Below are 26,327 nucleotides of genomic sequence, written 5' to 3'. Positions count from 1 at the left end.
CCGTTCCCGACCTCGTGCCCGGACGCGCCGGGGAACCTCGCCGCGAGTCGCATAACCTGGCGCCATGAGCGATGCGACCGCACAGCCGCACGGCCTCCAGCAGGCGCGGGAGAAGATGACCGAGGCGGGCGTCGCGCCCGCCGCCATCGAGACGTTCACCCGGTTCTACCGGATCCTGACCTCCGGCGAGACCGGCCTCGTCCGGGAGGACGACGTCGAGCCCCTGACCGGGATCCCGCGTCACGCCGACCTCGACATCGATCCCGCCGACGCCGCCGCGGCGCTGGGCCGGACGGCGATCTGCAAGCTCAACGGGGGCCTCGGGACCTCCATGGGCATGGACCGCGCCAAGAGCCTCCTGCCCGTCCGCGTGGCGGCGGACGGTACGGTGCTCAGCTTCCTCGACGTCATCGCGGGACAGATCCGGGCGGCCCGCCGCGCCACGGGCGCCCGCCTGCCGCTCGTCCTCATGGACTCGTTCCGCACCAGTGACGACACCCTGGCGGCGCTGTCCCGGTACCCGGACCTGGCCGTGGACGGCCTGCCCCTGGACTTCCTGCAGAACCGCGAGCCCAAGCTCCTGGCCGACACCCTCGCACCGGTCCGCTGGGACGCGGACCCGTCTCTCGAATGGTGTCCGCCCGGCCACGGCGACCTCTACGCGGCCCTGCACGCGAACGGTATCGTCACCCGGCTGCTCGACGCCGGGTTCCGGTACCTGTCCGTCTCCAACTCGGACAACCTGGGTGCCGCGCCGGACGCGGACATCGCCGGCTGGTTCGCGGCGTCGGGCGCCCCGTACGCCGCGGAGCTGTGCGCGAAGACCGCCGCCGACGTCAAGGGCGGACAGTTGGTGCGCCGGCGGTCCGACGGCCGGATCGTGCAGCGCGAGACCGCGCAGACGCACCCGGACGACATGGCCTCCGCCCTCGACGCGACACGGCACCCGTACTTCCACACCAACAACCTCTGGTTCGACCTCGAGGCGCTCGGCGCGGAGCTCGAACGTACCGGTGGTGTGCTGGAGCTGCCGCTCATCCGCAACGAGAAGACGGTCGACCCGTCGGACTCCTCCTCGCCCGCGGTGGTGCAGATCGAGTCCGCGATGGGCGCCGCCGTGGGCGTCTTCGAGGGCGCGACCGCCATCGAGGTGCCCCGCAGCCGGTTCCTCCCGGTCAAGACCACGAACGACCTGCTCCTGCTGCGCTCGGACGTCTACGACCTCGGTGAGGACTACCGGCTGAACGCGACGTTCGACGCGGGTGCCGGTGAGTCGGCGCCGCTCGTCGACCTCGACAAGCGCTACTACAGGCTCATCGACGACTTCACCGCCCGGTTCGAGGCGGGCGCGCCGTCGCTCACCGACGCCGAGTCGCTCACGGTCGGCGGCGACTGGACGTTCGGATCGGGCGTGCGTGCGGTGGGCAAGGCGGTGCTGCGCGAGCCGTCGCGGGCCGCCGGCTCCCCGGACGGCACCGGCCAGGTGCCCGACGGCGCCACCGTGGGGCCCGACGGTATCGCCTGACCTCGCGCCCGGCTCTCACCGATGCCGCCCGGACGACGCGCCGGACGCCCCGTCGTCCGGGCGTCGCCGTGCCGTGCGGGACCGCTGTCGGCGTCCTGGTATACGTTGGCGGCGAAAGCCCGCAACGTGCCGAGCGACGAACGAGAAGAGCGGTCATGGACATCGGAACAATCATCGTGCTGGCGATCGTCGTCGTCATCATCCTCGTGCTGGCGTTCTGGGTGATCGGCATCTACAACGGCCTGGTCCGCGCCCGCAACGCCTACAAGAACGCCTGGGCTCAGGTCGACGTCCAGGTCAAGCGCCGCCATGACCTCATCCCGAACATCGTCCAGATCGCCAAGGGCTCGCTCGTGCACGAACGCGCCACCCTCGAAGCCGTCATCCAGGCGCGCTCCCAGGCCGTCACCGCGCAGTCCGCGGCGTCGGACGCCCCGGGAGACCCGGGCGCGATGCGGGCACTGGCCGAGGGCGAGAACATGCTGACGCAGGCCATGGGCCGGTTCATCGCCCTCACGGAGAGCTACCCGGACCTCAAGGCGAACCAGACGCTGCTCCAGGCCATGGAGGATCTCCGCTCCACCGAGAACAAGGTCGCCTTCGCCCGCCAGGCCTACAACGACGGCGTCATGTTCTACAACAACAAGCGCGAGGTCTTCCCGGCGAGCCTCGTCGCCGGGCCGTTCGGCTTCACCGAGGCGGCGCTGTTCGAGATCGAGGATCCCGCGCAGCGCGAAGCCCCGCGGGTGGACCTCGACCTGCCCGACTACCCCGCCTGAGCACCGCATGAACTTCTTCGAGCGGCAGCGCCGGGTCCGTCGGGTCTCCGCCCGGCTCGTCGTGCTGTTCGCGCTGGCCGTGGCCGGCACCGTGGCCGTGGTGGACCTCGCGGTGTGGCTGGTGATCGGGGTCGGTTCGCCCGCCGACACCGTCGTGGCGGCGCTGGGCGCGGCGAGCGTGCTGACGATCGCGCTGATCGGGCTGTCGTCGCTGTTCAAGTCGATCTCGCTGCGCCGCGGCGGGGGAGCGCGTGTCGCGGAGTCGCTCGGCGGTACGCCGGTTCCGGCGGACACGCGCGACCCCGAGCTGCGGCGCCTGCGCAACGTGGTCGAGGAGATCGCCATCGCGTCCGGTACGCCGGTGCCCGCCCTGTACGTGCTCGAACGGGAGCGCGGCATCAACGCCTTCGCGGCCGGGTGGTCGCCGGCGGACGCGGCCGTCGCCGTGACGCGCGGGTCCCTGGACCGGCTGAACCGCGACGAGCTCCAGGGTGTGATCGCGCACGAGTTCAGCCACGTCGTCAACGGGGACATGCGCCTCAACATCAAGCTGATGGGGCTGCTGTTCGGGCTGCTCGTGCTGTTCGTCGTCGGTCGCGTGCTGACCCTGGTCAGGGGCGGTAACCGCAACCCCACACCGCTGATCGGGCTGGCGCTGATCATCGCCGGGGCGATCGGCATGGGGGTCGGGCGCCTCATCCAGGCGGCGGTCTCACGCCAGCGCGAGTATCTGGCGGACGCGACCGCGGTCCAGTACACGCGCCAGACGGCGGGACTGGCCGGCGCGCTGAAGAAGATCGCCGGGCTGAGGGAGAGCTCCTCGATCCGCAACCCGCGGGCGGACGAGGTCGGGCACATGCTGTTCGGCTCCGCGAAGGGGCTCAGGGGGCAGCTGCTGGCCACCCACCCGCCGCTGATCGACCGGATCCGCGCGCTGGAGCCGGACACGCGGCCGGAGGACCTGGAACAGCTGCGACGGCAGTGGGCCGGCAGGCCGCCGTCCGGCGCGGCGGAGGACCGGGCGATGGGGCTGGCCGGCGCCGCGGCGGGGGCGCAGCCGGTGGGTGAGGGGCACGGGCGCGGGGGGCAGCGCGGCGGGCCGGACGTCTCTCCGGTGGCGACGGACCCGGCCGCCGTGGTGGCCGCTGTCGGCAGCCTCGCGCCCGACGCGCTCGAACGCGCGGGCGGCCTGCTCGAGCGCATTCCCGAGCACCTGCGTACCGCGGCACGCGAGCCCGAGGACTCGGTGGCGCTGGTGATCGCGCTGGTGCTGTCGGCCCACCCCGACGTGCGGACGGCGCAGCTCGCGTCCGTGGAGCGGCACTTCGGCGCACCGGCGGCCGACGAGGTACGGCTGGCCGCGCAGCGCGTGGCCGGACTGCCGCCGGAACTGCGGCTCCCGCTCGCGGAACTGACGTTCCCGGCGGTGCGGCGCCGCACCCCCGAGCAGCAGGACGCGATCATGGCGACTCTCCACGACGTGATCGCGGCCGACGGCCGCCTCGACGTCGGCGAGTACTGCCTGTCCCGGCTGCTGCACGAGCAGCTCCACGAAGCGCGGCATCACCACCCGTCCTGGGCGGGTCGGCGCTACTCCACCGCGGCCGCCCAGGAGGCGACCACTACCCTGCTCGCCGTCCTCGCCGACGCCGGAACCGATGACCCCGAGACAGCGGCGGCGGCGTTCGACGCCGGGCTCCGCCTCCTCTACGGGGAGGCGCGGGAGGGTCGGCCCGGGCGCGGTGCGGGCGCCGTCGGCCACGCCGCGCCCGCTGCCGGCGTCGCCGCCCTCGAGAGTGGCTGGGGAGCGCTGGACGGCATGTCCGCCCAGGCCAAGCAGCAACTCGTCGAAGCGGTCGTCACGGTGGTCGGTCATGACGGTCGGCTGACGGTGGAGGAGCTCGAGCTGCTCCGCACCATCTGTCTCCTGATCCACTGCCCGCTCCCCCCGCTCGCGCCAGGGCGGTGAGTTCACGCCGGACCGGCTCGGTTCTGCGGCGCCACCGGAACGTCCACCACCCGACTGTCACCGACCTCCGGCCGCAGCGCCCCGGCCGACGCCGCCGCGAGGTCGGCCCGCAGCGTGTCCAGGTGAGTTCCCGGGACGAGCAGCCGGAGCCGAGCGACGTCGTCGTACGTGGGTTCCCGCACGACGGAGCCGTGCGACCCCGTCCAGTCGCGCAGCAGGTTGTCGATCCTGCCGGCGTCCGCGTGGGGAACCGGAACCTCGACCTCGTGCAGCATCTCGCGGCGCATCATCGCGCCCGCTGCCGCTGCGTCGTCCAGGGCGGCCGAGACGGCGCCCGAGTAGGCCCGCACCAGGCCGCCCGCGCCGAGCTTGACGCCGCCGAAGTACCGCGTCACCACGGCGACGACGTCGGTCACGTCGCGGTGCCGGAGAACCTCCAGCATGGGAACGCCCGCCGTGCCCGCCGGCTCGCCGTCGTCGGAGGAGCGCGCCTGGTCCGCCCAGAGCCCGAGCACCATCGCCACGCAGTGGTGCCGGGCGTCCCAGAGCTCCTTCCGGAGCCGTGCCACGACGGTGTCCGCCGCCGCACGGTCGGCGACCGGCTCCAGGCGGGCGAGGAACCTCGACTTCTTGATCACCAGCTCGTGGTCGACCGGGCGGGCCAGCGTGCGGGGGAGGGCGAGCTCGGTCACGGCGACGAGCCTACGTGGCGCCTCCGTGGAGGCGTCCTGGCCGGCTTCACGGTCCGCCGCCGACCGCGAGTCGACGTGCCCGACCCTCGCGGTGGTGCTCCGGAGCCCTTGGGCCCTGGAAATTAATAGTGTGCCAAGCCTAGACTCAACCCATGACCAGTTCGGAGCCGAAAGCCCCCACCGATCCCACGACGGCCGAAGATCCTCACGAGTCTCGGTACCCTCGTCCTCCGGTCACGCTGGACGAGGCCGAGCGGGTGTGGCGTGAGCTGGCGTCGGAGGCCATGCGCGTGGACGCGAAACCGGAGACGGCGCGGCTGGCCGTCATCACGGGGCTGGTGCGCGCCACCGGCGCACGGTACGGCGATCTGCTGCGGATGCGTGTCGACGACCTCGACCTCGGCCCGGAGACCGCCCGCGCGGCCGAGGGCAGCGCCGTGGTCCGGCACGGCAAGCATCGTGTGTCACGCCGGCACCGGCTTCCCGCCGACCTGGTCGTGCTTCTCCGGCACTGGATGGCGGTCCGGGAGGAGCTGGCGGCGGAGCTCGAGGGGTCGGCGCCTCGTGCCCTGCTGTTGACCGTCCACCACACGCACGACAACGGCACCACGGTCGCCAGCGGGCTGCCGATCACGCGACAGGGTCTGGTGCTGTCGTGGCGGCGGTTCGTGCATCGCACGAACGCCCGGTACGGCGCGACGCGCCCTCCTCTCCCGACCCGTTTCGAGCAGGTGCGCCGGGCCTGGACCGGGGCCGGGGCAGGGGAGGAGGACTGACCCCTGCCGCCTCAGCGGGTGCCGATGCCGAGCAACGGTGCGTCGGCGCGGTGGGAGGGCAGCTCACGGAAGCCGTACGCGGCGTAGAACGCCCGGGCGCCCGTGTTGGCCGGGTCCATGCCGAGGTGCACGCCCGGGACGTCGCGGTCGGCGAGGGCCGCGCGCAGGGTGTCGAGCAGGCGGCGCCCCAGGCCCTGCCGCTGGCCCTCGGGGAGCAGGTCGATGTGCAGGTGCGCGGGGTAGTCGTCGAGCTCGGCCGCGGTGATCCCGCGCACCATGCGCTCCGGGTCGGCGCCGTCACGCACCAGGGCCTCCTCGCTGTAGCGGTAGGCCCGTCCCATGGGTCCCGGCCGGGGGTGACGTTCGCGGAAGCCGGGCGTCCACTCGGCGGCGTACCAGTCGACGAACGCGCGCGTGTCGGCGACCCCGAGGACGTAGCCGATCACGCGCCCGGCGTCGTCGTCCACCACCCAGGCGAGGTCCGGGGCGTAGGTGACGTACGGCAGGCAGTAGACATCCGGCATGAGGAGGTCGTCCGAGTAGATGCCCCGGGCGTCCTGCCCGCCGGCTGCCGTGCGGACGCAGACGTCGGTGACGGAATCCCGGTCATTGGGCTGGTAGGGCCGGATTGTTGGTCCGCTGCCGCGGCGGTTGGTGATCACAGGGGAACAATAACGATTCGAGCCGTGGGCTTGCCCACATTCTGTTGCCGAATTGTGACGGCAACATGACAGTGTCAATAAAGTCCGTTACGGTTGATGGGCGATGCAGCCCTCCGACGAAGACCATAACGAAGCACGGACCAGCCAGGACGTGGGACTCAAGGAACCCACCGTCGACGACGGATCCGCCATGTGGCGGATCGCCAGGGATTCTCAGACGCTCGATCTCAATTCGTCCTACGCCTATGTGCTGTGGGCCCGTGATTTCGCCGCCACGTCGGTGATCGCGACGGTCGGCGGACAGCCGGCAGGCTTTCTCACCGGCTACGTCCGTCCGGACGAGCCCACCACGCTCATGGTGTGGCAGGTCGCCGTCGACGCCGCGTTCCGCGGACGCCGGCTGGCTGCCAGGATGCTCGACCACGTGGTCGCGTCCGTGCCGCGGTGCACGCACGTGGAGACCACGATCACCGCGGACAACGCGGCGTCGATCGCCCTGTTCACCTCGTTCGCGCAGGCGCGTGGCGCCTCCGTCGAACGCACGCCCCTCTTCACCGAGGACATCCTCGGAGGAGGGCACGACACGGAGCACCTGTTCCGTATCGGCCCGGTCGCGACAGCGGCCTGACAACCATCCTCGAACCATCCACGAGACCGATCGCCGGCCGCCTGACGACGCGGGCCGCGATCACAACCATGCCCGGGAGCGATACCCCATGTCCCAGACCACCATCTTCGACGAGCTCGAGTCGCAGGTCCGCAGCTACTGCAGGAACTGGCCGGTCGTGCTCGCGACCGCGGAGGGATCCACGGTCACGACGGAGGACGGGAGGGAGTACCTCGACTTCTTCGCCGGAGCCGGCGTGATGAACTACGGGCACAACCACCCCGAGCTCACCGAGCCGCTGATCGACTACCTGCGCTCCGGTGCGATCGTGCACTCGCTCGACATGCACACCGTCGCCAAGCGCGAGTTCCTCACCAGCTTCCGGGACTACGTCCTGAAGCCCCGGGGCCTCGACTACAAGGTGATGTTCCCCGGCCCGACCGGCACCAACTCGGTCGAGAGCGCGCTCAAGCTCGCGCGCAAGGTCACCGGCCGCCAGCACATCCTGTCGTTCACCAACGCGTTCCACGGCATGACGCTCGGCGCGCTGTCCGTGACGGGCAACTCGATGAAGCGCCAGGGTGCCGGCCTGCCGCTGACGAACACGTCGAAGATCCCGTACGACAACTACTTCTCGGGCGCCGTCGAGGACTTCCTCTGGCTGGAGCGCGTCCTGGAGGACAGCGGGTCGGGTGTCGACCTGCCCGCGGCGATCATCGTGGAGACCGTCCAGGGCGAGGGCGGCCTCAACGCGGCCCGCCCGGAGTGGCTGCGCGCGCTGGCGGACCTGTGCAAGGCGCACGAGATCCTGCTGATCGTCGACGACGTGCAGGCCGGCGTCGGCCGCACCGGTACGTACTTCAGCTTCGAGGAGGCGGGCATCACCCCGGACATCGTGTGCCTGTCCAAGGCGCTGTCCGGCTACGGCCTGCCGATGGCCCTCACGCTCGTCCGTCCGGACCTGGACCAGTGGGAGGCCGGCGAGCACAACGGCACGTTCCGCGGGCACAACCCGGCGTTCGTGACCGGTGCGGCCGCTCTCAAGCGGTTCTGGGCCGACGACACGTTCGAGAAGCAGGTCCAGGAGCGTGCGGCCGAGCTGCGTGACGGGCTGCAGAAGATCGCGGACGGCTACGAGAACGCCGTCGTCAAGGGCCGCGGCATGCTCACCGGCATCGAGTTCCCGGACAAGGAGGCCGCCGGGAAGATCGCGGCCGCGGCGTTCCGGCGCGGCCTGCTGGTGGAGACGTCGGGGCCCGACAGCGAGGTCCTGAAGACCATGCCCCCGCTGACCATCACCTCCGAGGAGGTCCGGCGCGGGCTCGGCATCATCGCCGACGCCGCCGCCGACGTGCTCGGCGACCCGGTGACGACCGCGGCCTGACGCCGCATCCCACCCCCCGACCCGGCGACGACGGGCCCCGGTCCGTCGTCGTCCCGGCAGAGCACCCCCTTTCGGCGGGGCCGTACGGGCCCCGCCCCGACCGCAGAAACGAGAGCACCAGCCGTGAAGATCACCTACGTCGAGGACCTCGACGGAACCGACCGTGACGTCACCCCGGAGAACGGCAACTGGCGCAGCCGCCGTATCGTCCTGGCCAAGGAGGGCGTCGGCTTCTCCTTCCACGAGACGATCCTCTACGCCGGCACGGAGAGCGACTTCTGGTACGCCAACCACATCGAGTCGGTGTACTGCGTCGGCGGTGAGGGCGAGCTCGTCAACCGCGAGACGGGCGAGGTCCACCCGATCCGCGACGGCATGTGCTACCTGCTCGACGGCAACGAGAAGCACACGGTTCGCGCGAAGACGGACCTGCGCATGGCGTGTGTGTTCAACCCGCCGGTGACCGGCCGCGAGGTGCACGACGAGAACGGCGTCTACCCCCTGATCGTCGAGGACGAGCCGGCACCCGGAGCCTGAGACGTGCCGCGCTCCGGCGAGCACGGTGACCGCTGGTCCCATTCCAGTCCAGGAGGAACACGCACATGACCCAGTCGAGCGAGCACGTCGCTGACGTCTATCCGACGCGGACGGGGGGTGAGTTCCTCCTGATGCCACGGGAAGACTTCGTGGTGCACGGCACGGCCGACGACGGGCCGCTGGACGGCGACGAGCTGGAGGGCTTCGCCGAGAACGGCTACCTCACGTTCGCCGACTTCCTGACTCCCTCGGAGGTGACCGCTCTCGGCGTCGAACTGGAGCGCATGGCCACCGACCCGCACGTCCTCGAGCAGGACAGCACGATCGTGGAACCCGCGTCCGGGGAGGTCCGGTCCATCTTCGGGGTGCACCGCACCAGTGACGTGTTCCGCGCCGTCGCACACGACCCGCGTCTGGTGGACCGGGCCCGCCAGATCCTCGGTACGGACGTGTACATCCACCAGAGCGGAGCCAACTCCAAGCCCGGCCTGACGGGTGGTGACGTGTACTGGCACTCGGACTTCGAGACCTGGCACGCCGAGGACGGGATGCCCCGCATGCGCGCGGTCAGCTTCACGATCGCGCTCAGCGAGTTCCACTCGTTCAACAGCCCGCTCATGATCATGCCGGGTTCCCACACGACGTACGTGTCGTGCGGCGACATCGTGCCCACCCAGCAGGAGAAGGCGCTGCTGGACATGCACGGCTCGGGCACGCCGAGCCCGGCGGCGCTGGCTCAGCTCGCCGACCGGCACGGGATCGAGGTGCTGGAGGGGCAGCCGGGCAGCGCCGTGCTGTTCGACTGCAACAGCATGCACGGCTCGGGCGGCAACATCTCGCCCTACCCGAGCAATACGCTCTACTTCGTGTACAACTCGGTCGAGAACGAGCCCGTCGAGCCCTTCACCGGCCGGGCGCGCCGCCCGGGGTTCCTCGGCGCGAGGGACTTCACTCCCGTGCCCTGACGGTTCCCGGCCCCGGTCCACCGGTCCCTGCCCCGCGGTCCCCGCCGTGGGTCAGGGACCGTTCGGCGTCCACGGGCCCGTCACGGTTCGCGGGGCAGCGTCAGCACCGCCAGTGCCGCGAGCGCGAGGGCGCCGAGCAGGATCGCCGCCTCGAGTCCGGGCAGGGTGGTGACGGCCCAGGCGGCGAGCGCCAGGAGTTCTGTCGTGCCGATGGCGGCTGCGGTGCGTCGCCATCCGGTGAGGAGTGCGGTGATCTCGGTGCGGGCGGTGGGTGGGACGTGGGCGGCCCACCAGGTGGCGCGCCAGAGTGTGTGGGCGAGGGGTGCGAGCCAGAGGATGCGGGGGTCGAGGGGTGCGGTGCCTGTGGTCCAGAGCAGTGCGCCGGTGGCGGTGAGGAGGAGGCCGGCGGTGGCGGGGGTGGGGCGCAGGAGGACGAGGGCGGTGAGGGTGGCGAGGATGGTGAGGAAGAGGGGGTGGGTGTGCCAGGTGGTGGGGGCGGTCGTGGTGAGGAGGGTGGTGGCGGTGAGGGTTTGGACGAGGGGGAAGGTCCAGCCCGGGATGGTGGGTCCGGTGGTGGTGGTGATCGTGGGGAGTGGTTGGTCGCGGAGGTTGAACCGGCGCAGGGGGTTCATCGGGGGGTCCGTGTCGTGCGGGGGGTGGGTGAGGGGTGGTGGTGGGTTCGGCGGGCGAGGGCTTGGAGGTGGGTGCGGGGTGGGGGTTCGTGGGTGTGGGTTGCCCAGTGGATGACGGGGGTGCCGGTGTGGTGCAGGTCGGTGATGCGTTGGTCGCGTTCGAGGCGGGTGATGCGCCAGGCGAGGCGGAGGTGGGGTTGGTGGATGGGGTGGAGGGTGGGGAGGGTGTCGATGACGACGACGGGGTGGGCGAGGGTTCGCCAGGCTCGGACGAGTCGGGTGGTGTCGTCGTCGAGGAGGGTGGTGAACAGGTAGACGATGGCGCCGGAGGGGATCTGGGGTGGGCGGATGGTGTGGCTGGTGGCGCGGTCGTCGAGGGGGTGGGCGAGGGCGAGGGCGTGGGTGAGGCGGCGCAGGTGGCGGCGGCCGGAGGCGGGGGGTACGGGGCGTCGTCGTCGGCCGAGGTCCTCCATGGCGACGCGGTCGCCGGATTCGATGAGTTGGCGGGCGATGGAGGCGGCGGCGTGGCGGGCGAGGTCGAGGGAGGTGGGGTCGTCGGGGCGGCGGGTGCCGTGGTTGCGCCAGGTGCGGATGTCGGGTCCGACGTCGTCGCGGGAGTCGAGGACGAGCATGGCGGTGGCTTCGGCGGTGGCGAGGGTGCGTCGGGTGTAGGGGGTGGTGAGGTCGGGTGAGCGGCGTGCGGTGGTGCGCCAGTCGATGCGGCGGGGGTTGTCGCCGGGCTGGAAGGGGTGGATGTCGCGGAGTTCGGTGCCGTCGCCGAGGCGGCGGGAGGTGTGGGGTCCGGTGAGTCCGCGCAGGGCGTGGGGCAGGGGGACGGGGCCGAGGGGGGTGGTGGCGGGCAGGACGAGGCGGCGGGCGCCGTGCAGGTCGGTGGGGGGTTGTTCCCAGACGCCGCTGGTGTCGTAGGCGCGTAGGGCGATGTGGAAGGTGTCCTGGGGTCCGGTGCGGACGGAGGCGAGGCGCAGGGGGATCTCGCGGGTGGTGGGGGTGGCGATCACGGTGTGGGTGTCGCGGTGGCCGGGGGCGGTGATGCGCAGGTGGGTGAGGGGTGCGGTGGGGGCGGGGTGGAGGGTGAGGGTGGCGGTGAGTTGGCCGGCGTGGGTCTCGCCGGCGGGTTGGTGCAGGTGTGCGGTGGTGGGGCGGGTGGGTGGGGTGGCGGACCAGAGGGTGGTGAGGAGGATGGGGGCGGCGAGGAGTGCGAGGTCGGGTCGGCCGGTGAGGACGGCGGCGGCGAGGAGCACGAGGCCGGTGGCGGTTGCGGCGTGGCGTGTGGTGGTGGGGGTCCAGGCGGGTGGGCGGTCGGTGGTGGGGGTGGTCATGGTCCGGTCCGGACGGTGGTGGGGGTGGGGACGGTGTTCAGGAGGCTGGTGACGACGTTCTCGGGTCGGGTGGCCTGGGCCCAGGCGTCGGGGGTGAGGGTGAGGCGGTGGGCGAGGACGGGGACGGCGACGTGTTTGACGTCCTCGGGCAGGACGTGGTCGCGGCCTTCGATGACGGCGAGGGCGCGGGCGACGAGGACGAGGTTGGCCGATCCGCGGGGGGAGGCGCCGACCTCGAGGGCGTGGTGGGTGCGGGTGGCGGTGACGAGGTCGACGCAGTAGCGGACGATGTCGGGGTCGACCTCGACGGTCGCGATGCCGGCTTGCATGGCGAGGACGGTGGCGGGGTCGGTGACGCGGGTGACGGGGGCGGCTTCGGCGCGGCGGGCGAGCCGGTTGCGGACGATGGTGGTCTCCTGCCCGGGGTCGGGGTATCCGATGGCGAGCCGGACCATGAACCGGTCGAGCTGTGCCTCGGGCAGGGGGTAGGTGCCTTCGTACTCGACGGGGTTGGAGGTGGCGAGGACGTGGAAGGGGGAGGGCAGGGGGTGGCTGGTGCCTTCGACGGAGACCTGGCGTTCGGCCATGGCCTCCAGGAGGGCGGACTGGGTCTTGGGCGCGGTGCGGTTGATCTCGTCGGCGAGCAGCAGGCCGGTGAAGACGGGTCCGGGCCGGAACTCGAAGGTGCGGGTGGCGGGGTCGAAGACCGAGGAGCCGGTGATGTCGCTGGGCAGCAGGTCGGGGGTGCACTGGAGGCGGGCGAAGTCGAGGCCGAGCGCTCCGGCGAGGGAGCGGGCGGCGAGGGTCTTGCCGAGTCCGGGCACGTCCTCGAACAGGACGTGCCCGCCGGCGAGGACGGTGGCCAGTGCGATGGGCAGGGTCTCGTTCATGCCGACCACGGCCGTGCGGACCTCGTCCAGCACCCGTGCGGCGAGGGCGGCGACCTCCGCCGGGGGCAGGGGGCGGGCGGGGGCCGGGGTGTTCGGGTCGGTCATGCGTGCGGGCCTCTCTCGGGGGTGTCGGGGATGCGTTCGATGGCGTCGAGCCAGGTCGCCAGTGTGCGGACGGTGGGTCGCCCACGCAGGTCGACGCCGAGGCGGGTGGTGTCGTGGCCGGCGCGGCGCAGGCGTGCGCGGGCGAGGTCCCGGACGCGGCGGGCGACCTGCTCCTTGACGCGCCCGTCGGTGCCGAGCATCGACCAGCCCAGGTCCGACACCTCGTGCCGGCCTCCGGCGCGGGCCTCCTCGCGGCGGTGGTGCCAGTCCGGGTCCTCGACGGTGGTGTCGCTGCCGCGGTAGATCCCGATGAGCACGGTGAGGACGATCGCGCCCGCCAGGGCGTGGGTCCACGGCAGCATGCCCGTGTACGCGGCGGCCGTGGCGAGCGCCACGAGGAGCACGGCGGCGGTGATGGTGCCGGGTCGTGTCATGGCGTGCCTGCCGGGTCGAGTGCGTGGGCGATACCGGAGAGTGCGCGCCGCGCGGTGGTGACGTCGTCGTCGGTGACGGGGTGGCTGGTGAAGCGGGCGCGCTGGTAGAGGCCGCGCAGGGTGGCGATGTCGGCGGCGGGTGCCGGGGTGGCCGCCAGGACGGCGGTGGTGAACTCGGTGGGGGTGTGGGCGGGGTCGCGGGTGGTGCCGTGCGCGGCTGCGGCGTCCTCGAGCGCGACCCAGGCGGCGACGACGGCGTCGCGTGGCACCGCGCGGGCCTGGTCGACGGCCGTGAGCGCCTGTTGGACGCGGTCCTTCAGTTGTGCGGTGACGACGTCGGGGGCGGCGGTGACGGCGGGCTCGCCGGTGGTGGTCGTGCGGGGGGTTTCGGGCTCGGGCGCGTACCGGTCCTGCAGGCGCCGGCCGAGTGCGACGCCGATCCACGCGAGCAGTGCTACGAGCAGGATGATGGCGACGATCGCGAGGATGTCGCGGGACGTGTCGTCGAGCACGTCGGTGGGCGGCGCGGTCGCGGCCGTGGTCGGCTGTGCGGGTGCGCTGGGGAACCGGGCGGGGTTGCTCGGGAGGATCGCGGGCAGTTCGGGTGTGGATGCCGTCCACGGGGTGGTGGCGGCTGCGGCGAGCACCACCATGGCCAGGAGCACGGTGGCCGTCACCGGACGGGTCATGCGGTCGGGCGGGTGATCAGCGAGTGGGCGTGGACGCCGGCGACGGCCGCCGTGACGAACGACGCCGGGTCCTCGTCCAGGCCGCGACCCATGGTGCGCAGCCCGGCCGGGGAGGTGCGCAGTGTCTCGACCAGGGCCTCGTCGGCTGTCACGTCCACCAGCCGGTGCGGGGTGGCCGGCACGTCGGCCGGGGCGGCGGCCGGGGCGGCGGGGCTGGGGCCGAGGCCGCCGGCCTGGGCGCGGAGCCGTTCGGTGAGGGCTGCGCCCCAGCCCGGCATCGCCTCCACCGGCGGTGACGGCACCGGGACGGGGATGTCGGCGGCCGCGAGCGCCACGCGTGCGTAGGCGGTGAGGGAGTGGTGGGAGATGCCGCGGTGGCGGGGGCGGGGGTCGGCGCCGGAGACGCGGAGGGAGGCGACGGGTCGGCCGTGGAGGGTGGCGGTGGCGTTGACGGCTTCGCCGGCGGCGACGCCGGAGTATCCCCATCGGGTGCCGGTGCCGAGGTTGCCGGGTCCTTGGACGACGACGGCGAGGTCGGCGTGGCTGACGTGGTGTGCGGCGAGGAGGCCGGTGTGGATGGTGGCGGACTCGAGGTCGCCGCCGTAGGCCTGGCCGGCGGTGATGCAGGTGTCGAGCCATTGGGCTTCGCGGAGGGCGGCGACGGTGCGGGAGAAGGCGGCGGGGAGGGCGCCGCCGTCGGTCATGATGTAGGCGATGCGGGGTGGGGGCTGGTGGGCGAGGGCGGCGGCGTGGCGGGCGCCGGCGATGATGGCGGGGAGGGCGGAGTGGAGGTCGGCGACGACGACGGGCATGTCGTGGAGGGTGTCGGCGTCGCGGAGGAGGTCGTGGTGGGGTGATTCTTGTTCGTCGACGCCGAGGACCATGGTCTGCAGGGGGGTGTAGCGGGCCTTGACGAGGTGGCCGGGTCCGGGTGGCGGGTCGGCGGGGAGGTCGGTGAGGGGTTCGCCGAGGCGGCTGGCGGGGCCGATGACGAGGGCGTAGCCGCCGGTGCCGAGGCCGCGGGCGAGGGCGGTGACGTTGACGAGGAGGGCGTCGCCGGGTTCGGGGTTGCCGACGAGGTGGGTGTAGGCGAGGGCGCGGACCTCGTGGACGGGTCGGGTCGGGGTGGCGGGGTCGTGGGGTGTGAGGGTGAGGGGTCTGTCCAGGGTGATGGTGAGTTCGGTGGCACCGCGCCAGCGTTTGCCTGTGGACAGAACTGTGCCGATTCGCCACGTGATCACGGATGCGAGGCTACCGTTGTCCCGATGTCCCCTTCGACTGCTACCCCCGTGAGTACCGTGACTCCTTCGCTGAATCCTGCTGAGCGCATGTTGAATCTTGTGATCGCGCTGGTGAACACCGACGTGGCGATGACTCGTACCCAGGTGCGTGCCGCGGTGGCGGGTTATGGGGACGCGTCGAGTGACGAGGCGTTCTTCCGGATGTTCGAGCGGGACAAGGACACGTTGCGGTCGTTGGGGATTCCTGTGTCGACGGTGGGGCTGGGGGGTCACACGGACGAGGTGGGGTATCGGATCGATCCGGAGGCGTATGCGCTGGGGCAGATCGATCTGACGCCGGCGGAGCTGGGGGTGCTGTCGTTGGCGGCGCAGTTCTGGGCGGACAAGGCGTTGCGTACGGACATGGCGCGGGCGCTGGTGAAGCTGCGTGCGGCGGGTGCGCCGCTGGACGCGGGGGTGGGGGGTTCGTCGGCGGGGGACGTGCTGGCGGGGCTGGCGCCGCGGGTGCGTGCCGTGGGTGAGGCGTACGGGCCGCTGCTGGAGGGTGTGTCGCAGCGCAGGGCGGCGTCGTTCCGGTATCGGGCGGCGTCGGATGGTCAGGTGCGTCCGCGCAGGGTGTGGCCGTGGCGGATCGCGGCGCGGGGTGGTGGCTGGTATCTGCTGTGTCATGATCTGGAGCGGGACGCGCCGCGGGTGTTCCGGTTGTCGAGGATCGAGGGGCGGGTGCGGTTGTCGGGTCCTGCGGGGGCGTTCGAGGTGCCGCCGGGGCTGGACACGGATCGGATGCTGGGCCGGTCGGGACGTGAGGTGCCGATGCGGACGGCGTTGCTGGCGATCCGGCCGGAGCGTGCGGCGGAGCTGCGTACCCGGGGCAAGCAGGTCGACGAGCCGCTGCGGCCGGTGGACCTTTCCTCCCGCGGGGGTGCGGCCGACGACGACGGTGCGGGCGCGGCCGGGGCCTTCTCGCGGGACGACCCGCGTGATCTCGTGGAGGTGCCGTTCCGCAGCATCTACGGCATGGGTGCGCACCTGGCCGGTTACGGTGCCGCCGTGCTCGTGCTGGAGCCGCCCGAACTGCGCCAGGAGGTGCTGCGCCGGCTGCGGCTGGCCGCCGGGACCGTCGTGGGCCCGCAGCAGGACGGGGCATCGATCGCGGAGGGGGGCGAGCGTGGCTGAGCGCGCTGACGACCGGCTGGTACGCCTGCTGGGGATGGTGGCCTATCTCGACGGGGCGGGTCCGGTGCCGGTCGCGGAGCTGGCCGCACGGTTCGGGGTGAGCCCGGCGCAGATCCACGCCGACGTGGACGCGTTGTGGGTGTCGGGCACGCCGGGGTACTGGCCGGACGACCTGATCGACTTCGACGCGCAGTCGATCGAGTCGGGCGTGGTGCGGCTGACGGAGTCGCGGGGCATGACCCGGCCGCTGCGCCTGGGGCCGAGCGAGGCGGTGGCGCTGGTCGCGGCGCTGCGTGCGATGCGGGAGCTGGACGCCGTGGCCACGGATCCGGCGCAGTCGGAGCTGGTGGAGTCGGCGCTGAGGAAGCTCACCGACGCGACCGGGGAGGCGGCGGACGCGCTGGACGTGCGGCTCGCCGCGGGGGGTGACCCGCAGGTGGTGGCCACGCTGACCGCGGCGCTGCGCGCCGGGCGCCGGCTGCGGATCCGGTACGTGTCCGGGGCGGACGCCACGAGTGAACGGGAGATCGACCCGGTACGTCTGCACACGGCCGGAGACCACTCCTACCTGGCGTCCTGGTGCTACCGCGCGGGCGGGCCGCGCACCTTCCGCGTGGACCGCATCCTCGCCGCCACCGTCCTGGAGGCGTCCGTGGCGGAGCATCCCGACGTCGGCGAGGTCGACCTGTCGGGCGTGTCGGCGGCGGAGGCGCCGCTGGCGACGCTGGTGCTGGCGTCCTCGGCCCGCTGGTTCGCCGAGGAGGTGCCCGTCGAGACCGTCACCAACCTGCCCGGCGGGGACTTCGAGGTCACCCTCCACGTCACCAATCCCGACTGGCTGCGCCGCATCCTGCTGGAGATGCCCTCCCACGTGCGGTCGGTGCGGCCCGCGGAGCTCGCCGCGGACGTGCGCGCCGCCGCCCGCGACGCCCTGGCCGCCTACGAGCACGCCGGCTACGTGCCCGCCGGACCGAGCGACCCACATCGTGCGGCACCGGACCCGGCGCCGGACGGTGACAGAGCATAGGGTTCTCGTCATGTCCGTCTGGTTCTGGGTGACGCTGTGGGCCGTGCTCGTGATCGCGACCGTCGTGGGCGCGATCCTGCTCGGACGGTGGCTCTGGCGCACCTTTCGTGCCCTGATGGCCGAGCTGGAACGTGCCGAGGACCGGCACGGCCCCGCGATGATCCGGCTCGACGCCGCCCTGAACGCCGCACCCGGGCAGCCTCCCGCACCACGTCGGCCCAGCATGTTCGCCGACGACCTCACCACCCACTACGCGCGCCTGACCGCCCTGCGGGAGGCCCGCGCCGCCCGCAGGGCGGCCCGCCGGCTGCGCCACGAACGCACCTGGGAACGCTGGACCCGCTTCAACGACTGACGCCCGCCGGGCATCGCGCCGCCGGGCCCGCGAGTTCCCCCCGTCCCGCCGCGCACGGTACTCTCGCACGCCTGGGGTCGCCGCCGCAGCACGGCGCCGTCGTGCCAGGTCACCGCATGTGCCCGGCCGTTTCCGTTGTCGTCCCGGACCAGGGGGTGGTGGTGATGATCGAGATCCGCGTGCTCGGGGACGTCGAGGCACGGATCGACGGTCAGGACGTCGATCTCGGGCACGCACGGCAGCAGACCGTCTTCGCGGCGCTGCTGGCCGACGCCGGCCGTCCGGTCCCGGTCGAGCAGCTCATCACCCGGGTGTGGGGCCAGGACCCGCCGCCCGGCGCCCGGTCGTCGCTGTACAGCTACGTCTCCCGGCTGCGCACGGCGCTGTCCGCCGCCGGTGACGACGCGCAGGTCGACCGGCGTGCGGGCGGCTACGTGCTCACCCTCGGCCGCGACGCGGCGCAGGTGGACCTCCACCGGTTCCGCGAACTGGCCGGCCTGGCACGCGCCGCGGCCCGCGAGGAGGTGGCGCTCACCCTGTTGCAGGAAGGAATCGACCTGTGGCGGGCCGACGCCCTCGGCGGGCTGGACAGCCCCTGGGTCGACGAGGTCAGGCACAGCTGGCACCTCGACCGGCTCCGTGCCCAGCTGGACCGCAACGACCTGCTGCTACGACAGGGAAGGCAGGCCGAACGCCTCGGCGAGCTGATCTCGCTCGCCCGGCTGCACCCGCTCGACGAGCGGGTCGTCGCCCAGCTCATGCTCACCCTGTACCGCGAGGGACGCACCGCTCAGGCACTGGAGCAGTACGACCGCACCCGCAGGACGCTGTCCGAGGAGATGGGCACCGACCCCGGACCGGAGCTGAAAGACCTCCACCTCAGGATCCTCGACGCCGACCCGGGCCTGGAGGCGCCCTCCCCGGAACCCGGCACGACCCACCCACGGCCGGACCCGCCGCAGAGCCCGACGCTGCCGTTGCCGAGCCAGCTCCCGGCCCGGCCCCGACACCTCACGGGACGCGAGAACGAGCGTGCCGTGCTCGACACCCTGCACGCCCCCGACACCGCGTCGGTCGCCGTGGTCTGCGGGCTCGGCGGCGTCGGCAAGACCTCTCTCGCCCTGCGATGGGCACACGACAACCTCGCCCGGTTCCCCGACGGCCAGCTCTACGTCAACCTGCACGGATTCTCTCCGAGCACGCCGGCCGCGAGCCCGCGGACCGTCGTCCACGACTTCCTCATCGCCCTCGGGATGGACGCCAAGGCCATCCCCACCAGCGCCGAGGCGCAGGCCGGCCTGTACCGCAGCCTCCTCGCCGGCAAACGGATGCTCCTCCTGCTGGACAACGCGCGCGACGCCGAGCAGGTACGCCCCCTCATGCCCGGGGACTCCTCCTGCGTCGTACTGATCACCAGCCGCGACCGGCTCAGCGGGCTCGTGGCCACCGAAGGAGCCCAGTCCCTCACCCTGGGCCCGCTCACCTCGGCCGACGCACGCCAACTGCTCGCCGCCCGCCTCGGGGAGGACCGGACCGCGGCAGAGCCGCACGCGGTCGAAGCCATCGTCACCGGTTGCGGCCGGCTGCCCCTGGCGCTGGCCATCGCCGCGGCAGGAGCAGCCGGTAGCCCGCACCTGCCCCTGTCCACGATCGCGTCCAGGCTCCTGGAGGGAGAGACCAGACTCGACGCCCTGGACACCGGCGAGCTGGACACCTCACTGCGCAGCGTGCTGGACGCCTCGCACCAGGCACTGCCCGCGGCCGCGGCACGGCTGCTCGGGCTGCTCAGCCTCGCGCCCGGCCAGGACATCGGCCTACCGGCGACAGCCGCCCTCGCCGGCCTCACCGTGGCCCGCACCTGCGCGCTCCTGCGCCGACTGGAATCGGCGCACCTCGTCCACCAGCCCGCACCCGGCAGGCACGAACTGCACGACCTGGTGCGCCTGCACGCACGGGAGCGTGCCCAGGCGGAGATCCCCGCCCCAGAGCGCCACGACGCCCTGCGCGACCTCATCGGCTTCTACGTCCAGACCTCCGCCGTCGCCCATCGCCTCCTCGGACCGTACGAGGTGCCCTCGTCGGTCGCCGAGGCCGGCACACCCGGGCACCAGCCGCATGCCCTTGCGCTGACCGACGAGGCCGCGGCGCTCGAGTGGTTCACCACCGAACGAGCCTGGATCCCCGCCGCCGTACGCCTCGCCGCCGACAGGGGACTGCACAGAGAAGTCTGGCGGCTGTGCTGGGACGGCCACCTGTACTTCCGGCGCTGCGGCCACGTCGACGACTTCCTCGGGCTCGGCCGCGCCGGGCTCGACGCCGCGACCAGGATGCGGGACGCCGACGCCGGCACGCTGACCGCGCTGATGCGCCGCCGGCTGGCCTACGCGCTGCTGCTGGCCGGGCGCCCCGGCCAGGAGCCGCTCGACCACCTCGCCGCCGCCGTCCACCACTTCGAGGCGACGGGCGACCACGTCAACCTGGCGCACTCGCACGAGGTCCTCACCCTCGCCTCGCTCCTCGCACAGGACGAGGACGCGACCCTGCAGCACGCGCAGCGGGCACTGGAACTCTTCCGGAGCGCCGGGGAACGGCAATGGGAAGCGGCGGCCCTGAACAACCTCGGCTGGTGCCTGGCCCGGTTCGGGCAGTACGCGACGGCGCGCCACCACTGCCAGGCGGCCCTGGACTCCTCGCGTGCCCTGGGATACACGGCCGGCGAGGCGGCCAGTCTGGACAGCCTCGGCTACGTCGCCACCCGTGCCGGCGACCACGCCGCCGCCGTCGACCACTACCGCGAGGCACTCCGGGTGCACCAGGCGATGAAGGACACGTACGAGGAGGCGAACACCCTCAGCGGCCTGGCCGAGGCCCATGCGGCTCTCGGCGACCACGACAGCGCCCGCACCGCCTGGAAGGCAGCCCTCGCGCTCTACCGTGCACAGCACCGCACGGACCGGGTGACGACCACACAGGCCAGGCTTCGCGCGACGCCGTGAGGACGGCCCCCGCACCCCGCCCGCCCCGCTGAGCTCAAGGTCCACCCAAGAAACCCTCACACCGCTCCTGCGAATGTTGCTCCCGCAACCACTGCGGAGGTCGCCCGGAACCCGTCAGGACCCCGGGCTCCCTCCGCACTCGTCCCGGTGAGCACACCGTGCCCACGCGAGACGACGTGGCCGACCGGCCACGGGTTGCCGACGCGACAAGAGTGGAGGTGAACCTGAAATGTCCGACAGCTTCCAGAAAGGCGACGCGGTCGACGCCTTCGAGAGCGGCAACGCGATCGACGCCGCGTTCGCACTCGAGCCTCTCAGCATGGAGTTCGAGGTGGCCGAGGGCGGCGCATCAACCGTCGCCACCACCTACGTGACCTCCAGCAGCAACATCTGCGGCTGTGGCAGCGGTGCGTGCTACGAGCCCACCGGCGGCGGCCCGACCGGCTGGTAGAGGAAGGGCGGGCCCGCCAGCGAAGACCTGCTCGCCGGGAGGGTGGGCCCGCCTGCCCGCCACGTGCGCACACCATCGGGAGCGATGACATGCCAGATCTGCTCGCGGCCAGAAGGGCCGCGCTGTCCCCGCCGAGGTTCGGCGGGTCCCTGTCGGGCGTCCGGGAGGCGACGGACGCACTGGAGCGGTCGGTCAGGCGGATCGACACGATCCTCGAGCGGCGCGTCGCCGGAAACGACGACGCCGCACGGTCCGCCCTGAAGCTGCGCCGTGCGCTGCGACGGCGCCGGCTGCGCTGGATCAGGGACCTCGCGTCCTCACCCGGCACGCCGTCGGACCTGGCGGCCCTGGCACGTGAGATCGGCACCGCGCACGACGACTTCGAACAGGCGCTCCGCACGATCGAGACCGAGATCGTCGCGGCCCTGGGCGCCGACGCCCGGCACCTGGTGGACCTGCTGGACGAATCGGCCGTCCTGCAGTTCTCGCTGGCGTCGACCGCGCCGGACTACGTCCGCGAGCTGCGCCGCCGGCCGATCCGGACGCCCCGGGCCGGCGAGACGATCGACAAGAAGCTGTCGGCTCTCTACAACTACGCGATGAGGGCGTCGCGCAAGACCAGTCCGATCTCGCTCCTCATGGTCACCGAGGCGCTGCACGAGCACCACCCGGCCGAGCGTGGTGACAAGCTCCTCCACCGGTTCGAGCCGCCCGTGCAGCACGGTGCGGAATGGCTCGCCACGAACCTCGCCGTCCGGAACGCCGAGATGCTGATGGAACAGCACCCCGAGACGGTGATCCTGACACCCAACAGCACCATCACCGTCGTCGACGGCCGCGTGCTCTACCTGGATCCGAAGGGCTACCGGCTCAGGACCGCCGCCCTGGGGGACACGTCGCGACACTGCCTCGACGACTGTGCCGCCCACCGCGCCGAACCGTGGGCGCGCCGGCGACGGCACCTCCCGCACGAGGAAACCCGGTCGCTCCTGCGTGCCGGGCTGCTGGAGATCGTCGTGGTCGCCGGCCGGGAACGAGACGTCATCCGTGCCGTGCTCGGCCCGCAGGGGTCCCGAGAGGCGTTCGTCCCGATCGACGAGGCCGCGTCCGCCGAGGGCATCGACCTGTCGTTGCCGGTACGCACGCCCCCCTCCGAGCCGGCCGCCACCGGACGACGCACGGGCGGCACCGAGCTGCGCCCCCGGATCGATCCCGGCGAGACCGGCCCGAAGGGCCATCACTACGCGTTCGGTACCTCGGCCGTGGACCCCCGCGACCTGCACGTCCTGCGCACCGCGGCAGGGCAGCTCCGGAAGATCCTGGACGCCGGCCGCGAGTACTGGCCCGGAAGGCACCTCGACCGTGTCCTGACCCGGACCGGCCTGGCCGAGCGGATCTGCGGCCGGCCGCTCCTGGCCGGATGGCAGGAGGTGCTGAGCCAGGCGCGCCGGCCGGCCGGCGGCGACGACCCCGTGCGCGACGCCCTCGGCCCCGGGCCGCTCACGGCGCCCTGGCTGCCCAACAGCGTCCTGCGCAGCCTCGGACCCGTGAACACACCGACGCTCTCCCGCACGGCGCACGAGATCGTGCTCGACCTGGACCGCCTGCCGACCGAACCCGCCGGCCGGGCCGGAGCCGAGGCCTACGTCCAGGTCGACCGGCCGTCCGCAACGGTCGTGATCAACGGCCTCTACCCCGGCCACGGGCGACTCTCCGCACGGCACGCACATCGCACCGGCAGGACGCTCCAGCCCCTCGCCCTCGGCTCGGCCGGCTCCACCGGTGGCGCCGGGCAGGACGCCGGCACCATCGTCGCGGAACTGAACTCGCGCTATCTCGCGAGCGTGGCCGGACACGACCAGCTGGCCGGGCATCTCGTCTCCACACCGGGCGCGAACCCGTTCCCCGAACGGGAGGGCACCTCGATCACGCTCGGTGACCTGAGCATCCGCCGCGGCCCGTCGGGCCGCCTCGAACTGTTCCAGCTCTCCAGCGCACGGACCGTCCGCGTCGTACCCGGTTCGGCGATCCACGTGATGCACCTGCCCGCGATCGAACGCTTCATGCTGCTCGTCTCGGACACCGTGCCCGCGCCGCGGCCGTGGATCGCGGACCTCGTGGGCCGCTACTTCCGCCCCGGCGACGCCGAGTCGGTGCTGGTACCGCGCGTCGTCGCGGGCCACGTCGTCGTCGAGCGGCGTGGCGTGGTCGTGGACGGCGCCGCCGTACCACGCCGCGACCGTACCGAGCAGTGGTCGGCGTACGCGGCACGGATGATCCGGTTCCTGCGGCGGCACGAGATCCCGGCGCGGTCGTTCGTGCGCCTGATCCCCCGCAGCACGACGGGAACGTGGCTGGCGGGGACGTCCAAACCGCAGTACTGGGACCTCGACGTCCCGCTGAGCCTGGTGGTGTTCGAACGATGGCTGCGGGGCGTGCACGACGACCTCCTGTTCCAGGAGGCCCTTCCCGCAGACCCCGGCGCTCCCGCGCTCGAGTACGTGGTGGACCTGTGAGCGCCCGGGGCTGGGTCTGCCGGCACGTCTTCACGACGGAGCTCGACGCGGTGGTCACCGCGTCGGGCGAAGCCCTCGAACGGCACCCCGAGGTGGAATTCTTCTTCATCCGGCACTGGAACGGCGGACCCCACGTACGGCTCCGGCTCCGAGGCCGCGACCACCGAGCGCCCGGCGCCGAAGCGCTCCGGTCGGTGGAACGCGCCCTCCGGGACGTCCTGCGCTCGGCACCCGCATCGCCGTGGCCCTCGCCCGACGCGTACGCGCGGCGGACCCGCCCGCTCGGCGAGGCGGAAGGCGTGCCCGAGAGCGAGATCAAGACGCTGAGGCGGCCCAACACGTGCGAGCCGGCCGAGTACACGGCCGAGACGGACAAGTACGGGACCGGTGAGGTCTTGGACCGGTGCGAGGCGTACTTCTGCCGCCAGAGCGCGATGATCGCGCGCGAACTGCGCACCCGCCGGGACGCGCCGGACGGCTGGCGGTTCGCGGCGGCGCTCCACCTCGTCACCGCCCTCCTCGAGGTCGGACGGGCTCCCGGTGCCGACGGGCGGCCCGCCGCGGAGGCGGCGGCTCCACCGCGCCTGGGCCGTGACTGGAACCCGCTGCAGGCCGATGCCGCCGGCCGGATCGCGGCCGACGTCGCGACCGCGATCTCCGTGCGGCGATGGGGCCGCCGTATCGGCCCGCGGCTCGCGGAGGACCTCGTGAGCCTGGTGCGGGAGATCGGGCAGGACACACCCCGGCGCTGCGGGCCCCACCTGGTCCACACGTCGATCAACCGGTTGGGCATCGTGCCCGAGCAGGAACGACGGCTGTGGAGGCTCGCGCGATCCGCCCGCGATCGGCGACCCTCCCCGGCCGGCCGCGACATCGAAGGGCAAGGACCATGACGGACAGGATTCGCACGGACGGGGTCCCCGAAGGCCTCCGGGGACAGATGGGGTTCGTCTGCGAGGGTGACAGCGTCGCGATCGGGTTCCTCGGCGAAGGACCCGCGAGCTGCTGCCCGGAGTGCTACGAACGGCGGCGCGTGCGCGGACGCGACGGCGAGCGCAGCGCGGGACACACGTGCGTGCCCGCGTGCGACGTGCTCCACGGGACCGCGCGGACTCTGCTGCCGCGACTCGCGGAGCGCGTCGCGACGGCTCTCGCGCGCGGCCTGATCGTCCGCGCCCGCGCGGGCCGGGCGGATCTCGCGGTGGAGTACGCGCTTCCGCTCTCGACCTGCGAACGCTGCGCGAAGCACGACGACGGCTCTCCCCGCCTCCTGGCCCCCGCCGCGGGACCCCTGCGCGAGGACTACGTCAGGTCGCTGCTGCGCGTCGTCGTCTCGGAGAACGTCGGGCTGGTGTCCACGATCGAGGGCGAGCGCTGGGGGCCGGGCTACCGGTGCGTCGCCACCTTGAGCGGTGGACGTGACGACGGGATGAACGGCGCCGGCGTCGGCCACGAGGGCTGGGCCGCGGCCGGCACGGCCGCGCTGGAGGTGCTGGAGCGCATCTCGTGCGTTCATCCGGCGCGGAACGACAGCCTGACGCACCTGGACGTCGGCGACGAACGCATGGCCGACCCGCGGGCGTTCGGCGTGTACGACAGCTACGGGGAACCGGACGGTACCGCGTGCGTCGCGCCCACGGCCGGGACCCGCGTCTGGGTGGCCGAGGCCACGGAGATCGGCACGGGCCGGTCGGTCCACGTCCCCGCCTCGCTCGTCTACTACGGGGACCCGAGGGCCGACACCGGGCAGGGCAGGCTGTTCGTGGAAAGCTCGAACGGGATGTCCGTCGGGCTCGACCTGGAGGACGCGATGCATCGCGGCCTGGCCGAGGTGTACGAGCGCGACGCCGTCCTCAAGAGCTGGTACAGCGGCCGTGCGCCGGAACGGCTCGACCCGGCCCGATGGCTGTCCCGGGACGAGTGGTCGCACTGGCGGGCGCTGTGCCACGACCTGGACGCGGACGACGTGGTGGCGATGCGTGTGCCCGGTGACACGCCGCATCTCGACTGCGTGCTCGTCGTCGGCCGGGACGGGCTCGGGCGCCGGCCGAACCTGGGAGGTGCCGCCGGCTGGGGCGTCGCCGGAGCGCTGAGGAAGGCCATCTCCGAGTTCGTGGGAGTCCGTGCGGGAATGATCGCCGCCGGGGACGGCGACAGGTGGCGCGACGCCGACCCGGTGGTCGACGTCGTCGACGTCGCCGACCACGGCAAGACCCACTTCTGGAACCCCGGCCTGTGGCGGTTGTGGGACTTCTGGTTCGACGCGCCACCCGGCAGGTCGGTGCCGGGGGCGACCCCGGCTGCGAGCGCCGACCGGTTCCGGCTGCTCACCGAGGCGCAGCGGCGTGCCGGGCGGACGGTGCTGGCCGTCGACCTCACCAACAGCACGCACCGGGCGGTCGGCCTTCGATGCGCGAAGGTCCTGGTGCCGGGAACGGTGCCGCCCTCGTTCGGCGGGCGGAACCGCCGCGTCACCGCCTTCCTGGAGGAGATCCGGCGCTGGACGGTCACGAACGGTTTCGAGTGGGACGACACGGTCGTGCGTGAGCGGGCCCTGGTCCCGCATCCGATCGCGTGAA

General features: G+C 72.8%; 24 protein-coding genes. 16 read left to right on the top strand and 8 right to left on the bottom strand.

Annotated features, from left to right (window positions below; translation table 11 throughout):
• Nucleotides 1-64: 64 nt before the first annotated feature.
• The 3 genes from J0911_RS14475 (at nucleotide 65) to J0911_RS14465 (ending at nucleotide 4,273) form a co-directional block, all read left to right on the top strand.
• Nucleotides 65-1,525, top strand: coding sequence for a UTP--glucose-1-phosphate uridylyltransferase (locus J0911_RS14475; protein WP_207276159.1), 1,461 nt, complete (start codon nucleotides 65-67; stop codon nucleotides 1,523-1,525).
• Between the two features lie 155 nt (nucleotides 1,526-1,680).
• Complete coding sequence (locus J0911_RS14470; RefSeq protein WP_207276158.1) at nucleotides 1,681-2,304, top strand: LemA family protein; 624 nt, start codon at nucleotides 1,681-1,683, stop codon at nucleotides 2,302-2,304.
• A gap of 7 nt (nucleotides 2,305-2,311) precedes the next feature.
• Nucleotides 2,312-4,273 carry a M48 family metalloprotease gene (locus tag J0911_RS14465; RefSeq protein WP_207276157.1) on the top strand — a complete coding sequence of 654 codons (1,962 nt, stop codon included), beginning with the start codon at nucleotides 2,312-2,314 and terminating at the stop codon, nucleotides 4,271-4,273.
• 2 nt (nucleotides 4,274-4,275) lie between these two features.
• Here J0911_RS14465 and J0911_RS14460 read toward each other — a convergent pair whose 3' ends face one another.
• Nucleotides 4,276-4,965, bottom strand: a complete 690-nt coding sequence (locus tag J0911_RS14460; protein ID WP_207276156.1) for an IMPACT family protein — start codon at nucleotides 4,963-4,965, stop codon at nucleotides 4,276-4,278.
• 152 nt (nucleotides 4,966-5,117) lie between these two features.
• On the opposite strand from J0911_RS14460, the gene J0911_RS14455 reads away from it, so the two are divergent.
• Entirely contained in the window at nucleotides 5,118-5,741 is a 624-nt protein-coding gene (locus tag J0911_RS14455; protein WP_207276155.1) for a tyrosine-type recombinase/integrase, read from the top strand.
• Nucleotides 5,742-5,752: 11 nt separating this feature from the next.
• On the opposite strand, the gene J0911_RS14450 is transcribed toward J0911_RS14455, so the two are convergent.
• Nucleotides 5,753-6,403 (bottom strand): GNAT family N-acetyltransferase, encoded by a 651-nt coding sequence (locus J0911_RS14450; RefSeq protein WP_307865099.1) that lies wholly within the window; start codon nucleotides 6,401-6,403, stop codon nucleotides 5,753-5,755.
• A gap of 151 nt (nucleotides 6,404-6,554) precedes the next feature.
• Here J0911_RS14450 and ectA point away from each other — a divergent pair, with 151 nt between their 5' ends.
• The 4 genes from ectA (at nucleotide 6,555) to thpD (ending at nucleotide 9,896) form a co-directional block, all read left to right on the top strand.
• A complete protein-coding gene (gene ectA, locus J0911_RS14445; protein WP_307865098.1) occupies nucleotides 6,555-7,031 on the top strand; it encodes a diaminobutyrate acetyltransferase in 477 nt (158 codons plus the stop codon).
• 88 nt (nucleotides 7,032-7,119) lie between these two features.
• On the top strand, nucleotides 7,120-8,394 hold the full coding sequence (ectB, locus tag J0911_RS14440) for a diaminobutyrate--2-oxoglutarate transaminase (protein ID WP_207276153.1): 1,275 nt from the start codon (nucleotides 7,120-7,122) through the stop codon (nucleotides 8,392-8,394).
• Nucleotides 8,395-8,517: 123 nt separating this feature from the next.
• Entirely contained in the window at nucleotides 8,518-8,931 is a 414-nt protein-coding gene (locus J0911_RS14435) for an ectoine synthase (protein WP_207276152.1), read from the top strand.
• A 65-nt stretch (nucleotides 8,932-8,996) separates the two neighbouring features.
• Nucleotides 8,997-9,896 (top strand): ectoine hydroxylase, encoded by a 900-nt coding sequence (gene thpD / locus J0911_RS14430; RefSeq protein ID WP_207276151.1) that lies wholly within the window; start codon nucleotides 8,997-8,999, stop codon nucleotides 9,894-9,896.
• A gap of 80 nt (nucleotides 9,897-9,976) precedes the next feature.
• Here thpD and J0911_RS14425 read toward each other — a convergent pair whose 3' ends face one another.
• The 6 genes from J0911_RS14425 to J0911_RS14400 are packed head-to-tail and all read right to left on the bottom strand — an operon-like array spanning nucleotide 9,977 to nucleotide 15,227.
• The gene (locus tag J0911_RS14425; RefSeq protein WP_207276150.1) at nucleotides 9,977-10,528 is read right to left on the bottom strand and encodes a hypothetical protein; all 552 of its coding nucleotides are present in this window, start codon (nucleotides 10,526-10,528) and stop codon (nucleotides 9,977-9,979) included.
• Nucleotides 10,525-11,868: a DUF58 domain-containing protein gene (locus tag J0911_RS20870; protein ID WP_207276149.1), complete on the bottom strand. Its 1,344-nt coding sequence runs from the start codon at nucleotides 11,866-11,868 to the stop codon at nucleotides 10,525-10,527. The genes J0911_RS14425 and J0911_RS20870 overlap by 4 nt, the downstream gene beginning before the upstream one ends.
• Nucleotides 11,865-12,863, bottom strand: a complete 999-nt coding sequence (locus tag J0911_RS14415) for an AAA family ATPase (RefSeq protein ID WP_207276148.1) — start codon at nucleotides 12,861-12,863, stop codon at nucleotides 11,865-11,867. Before J0911_RS14415 ends, J0911_RS20870 begins: the two co-directional genes overlap by 4 nt.
• Nucleotides 12,860-13,297 carry a hypothetical protein gene (locus tag J0911_RS14410; RefSeq protein WP_207276147.1) on the bottom strand — a complete coding sequence of 146 codons (438 nt, stop codon included), beginning with the start codon at nucleotides 13,295-13,297 and terminating at the stop codon, nucleotides 12,860-12,862. The genes J0911_RS14415 and J0911_RS14410 overlap by 4 nt, the downstream gene beginning before the upstream one ends.
• Nucleotides 13,294-13,974, bottom strand: coding sequence for a DUF4129 domain-containing protein (locus J0911_RS14405; protein WP_207276146.1), 681 nt, complete (start codon nucleotides 13,972-13,974; stop codon nucleotides 13,294-13,296). Before J0911_RS14405 ends, J0911_RS14410 begins: the two co-directional genes overlap by 4 nt.
• 8 nt (nucleotides 13,975-13,982) lie before the next feature.
• The gene (locus tag J0911_RS14400) at nucleotides 13,983-15,227 is read right to left on the bottom strand and encodes a DUF3866 family protein (RefSeq protein ID WP_207276145.1); all 1,245 of its coding nucleotides are present in this window, start codon (nucleotides 15,225-15,227) and stop codon (nucleotides 13,983-13,985) included.
• Nucleotides 15,228-15,314: 87 nt separating this feature from the next.
• Between J0911_RS14400 and J0911_RS14395 the strand changes: the two genes are divergently transcribed.
• The 8 genes from J0911_RS14395 to J0911_RS14360 all read left to right on the top strand — a co-directional run bounded on the left by J0911_RS14395 (nucleotide 15,315) and on the right by J0911_RS14360 (nucleotide 26,326).
• Nucleotides 15,315-16,403, top strand: a complete 1,089-nt coding sequence (locus J0911_RS14395; protein ID WP_242636753.1) for a helix-turn-helix transcriptional regulator — start codon at nucleotides 15,315-15,317, stop codon at nucleotides 16,401-16,403.
• Nucleotides 16,396-17,430, top strand: a complete 1,035-nt coding sequence (locus tag J0911_RS14390; protein ID WP_207276143.1) for a helix-turn-helix transcriptional regulator — start codon at nucleotides 16,396-16,398, stop codon at nucleotides 17,428-17,430. Before J0911_RS14395 ends, J0911_RS14390 begins: the two co-directional genes overlap by 8 nt.
• 10 nt (nucleotides 17,431-17,440) lie before the next feature.
• Complete coding sequence (locus tag J0911_RS14385) at nucleotides 17,441-17,785, top strand: hypothetical protein (RefSeq protein ID WP_207276142.1); 345 nt, start codon at nucleotides 17,441-17,443, stop codon at nucleotides 17,783-17,785.
• 164 nt (nucleotides 17,786-17,949) lie between these two features.
• On the top strand, nucleotides 17,950-20,781 hold the full coding sequence (locus J0911_RS14380) for an AfsR/SARP family transcriptional regulator (RefSeq protein WP_207276141.1): 2,832 nt from the start codon (nucleotides 17,950-17,952) through the stop codon (nucleotides 20,779-20,781).
• Between the two features lie 229 nt (nucleotides 20,782-21,010).
• Nucleotides 21,011-21,232 (top strand): hypothetical protein, encoded by a 222-nt coding sequence (locus J0911_RS14375; protein ID WP_207276140.1) that lies wholly within the window; start codon nucleotides 21,011-21,013, stop codon nucleotides 21,230-21,232.
• Nucleotides 21,233-21,321: 89 nt separating this feature from the next.
• On the top strand, nucleotides 21,322-23,748 hold the full coding sequence (locus J0911_RS14370; RefSeq protein ID WP_207276139.1) for a hypothetical protein: 2,427 nt from the start codon (nucleotides 21,322-21,324) through the stop codon (nucleotides 23,746-23,748).
• The gene (locus J0911_RS14365) at nucleotides 23,745-24,641 is read left to right on the top strand and encodes a lantibiotic dehydratase C-terminal domain-containing protein (protein ID WP_207276138.1); all 897 of its coding nucleotides are present in this window, start codon (nucleotides 23,745-23,747) and stop codon (nucleotides 24,639-24,641) included. The genes J0911_RS14370 and J0911_RS14365 overlap by 4 nt, the downstream gene beginning before the upstream one ends.
• On the top strand, nucleotides 24,638-26,326 hold the full coding sequence (locus tag J0911_RS14360; RefSeq protein ID WP_207276137.1) for a YcaO-like family protein: 1,689 nt from the start codon (nucleotides 24,638-24,640) through the stop codon (nucleotides 26,324-26,326). The genes J0911_RS14365 and J0911_RS14360 overlap by 4 nt, the downstream gene beginning before the upstream one ends.
• Nucleotide 26,327 lies beyond the last annotated feature (1 nt).

The organism is Myceligenerans salitolerans, assembly GCF_017349295.1.
GTDB lineage: Bacteria > Actinomycetota > Actinomycetes > Actinomycetales > Cellulomonadaceae > Myceligenerans > Myceligenerans salitolerans.
This window is presented reverse-complemented; position numbering and strand designations above follow the sequence as displayed.

Excerpts from the sequence above, each read along its gene's own strand:
- J0911_RS14475 (WP_207276159.1), top strand. The coding sequence starts at position 65 with ATGAGCGATGCGACCGCACAGCCGCACGGCCTCCAGCAGGCGCGGGAG.
- J0911_RS14470 (WP_207276158.1), top strand. The coding sequence starts at position 1,681 with ATGGACATCGGAACAATCATCGTGCTGGCGATCGTCGTCGTCATCATC.
- J0911_RS14465 (WP_207276157.1), top strand. The coding sequence starts at position 2,312 with ATGAACTTCTTCGAGCGGCAGCGCCGGGTCCGTCGGGTCTCCGCCCGG.
- J0911_RS14455 (WP_207276155.1), top strand. The coding sequence starts at position 5,118 with ATGACCAGTTCGGAGCCGAAAGCCCCCACCGATCCCACGACGGCCGAA.
- ectB (WP_207276153.1), top strand. The coding sequence starts at position 7,120 with ATGTCCCAGACCACCATCTTCGACGAGCTCGAGTCGCAGGTCCGCAGC.
- thpD (WP_207276151.1), top strand. The coding sequence starts at position 8,997 with ATGACCCAGTCGAGCGAGCACGTCGCTGACGTCTATCCGACGCGGACG.
- J0911_RS14425 (WP_207276150.1), bottom strand. The coding sequence starts at position 10,528 with ATGAACCCCCTGCGCCGGTTCAACCTCCGCGACCAACCACTCCCCACG.
- J0911_RS20870 (WP_207276149.1), bottom strand. The coding sequence starts at position 11,868 with ATGACCACCCCCACCACCGACCGCCCACCCGCCTGGACCCCCACCACC.
- J0911_RS14415 (WP_207276148.1), bottom strand. The coding sequence starts at position 12,863 with ATGACCGACCCGAACACCCCGGCCCCCGCCCGCCCCCTGCCCCCGGCG.
- J0911_RS14410 (WP_207276147.1), bottom strand. The coding sequence starts at position 13,297 with ATGACACGACCCGGCACCATCACCGCCGCCGTGCTCCTCGTGGCGCTC.
- J0911_RS14395 (WP_242636753.1), top strand. The coding sequence starts at position 15,315 with ATGTTGAATCTTGTGATCGCGCTGGTGAACACCGACGTGGCGATGACT.
- J0911_RS14385 (WP_207276142.1), top strand. The coding sequence starts at position 17,441 with ATGTCCGTCTGGTTCTGGGTGACGCTGTGGGCCGTGCTCGTGATCGCG.
- J0911_RS14380 (WP_207276141.1), top strand. The coding sequence starts at position 17,950 with ATGATCGAGATCCGCGTGCTCGGGGACGTCGAGGCACGGATCGACGGT.
- J0911_RS14375 (WP_207276140.1), top strand. The coding sequence starts at position 21,011 with ATGTCCGACAGCTTCCAGAAAGGCGACGCGGTCGACGCCTTCGAGAGC.
- J0911_RS14370 (WP_207276139.1), top strand. The coding sequence starts at position 21,322 with ATGCCAGATCTGCTCGCGGCCAGAAGGGCCGCGCTGTCCCCGCCGAGG.
- J0911_RS14360 (WP_207276137.1), top strand. The coding sequence starts at position 24,638 with ATGACGGACAGGATTCGCACGGACGGGGTCCCCGAAGGCCTCCGGGGA.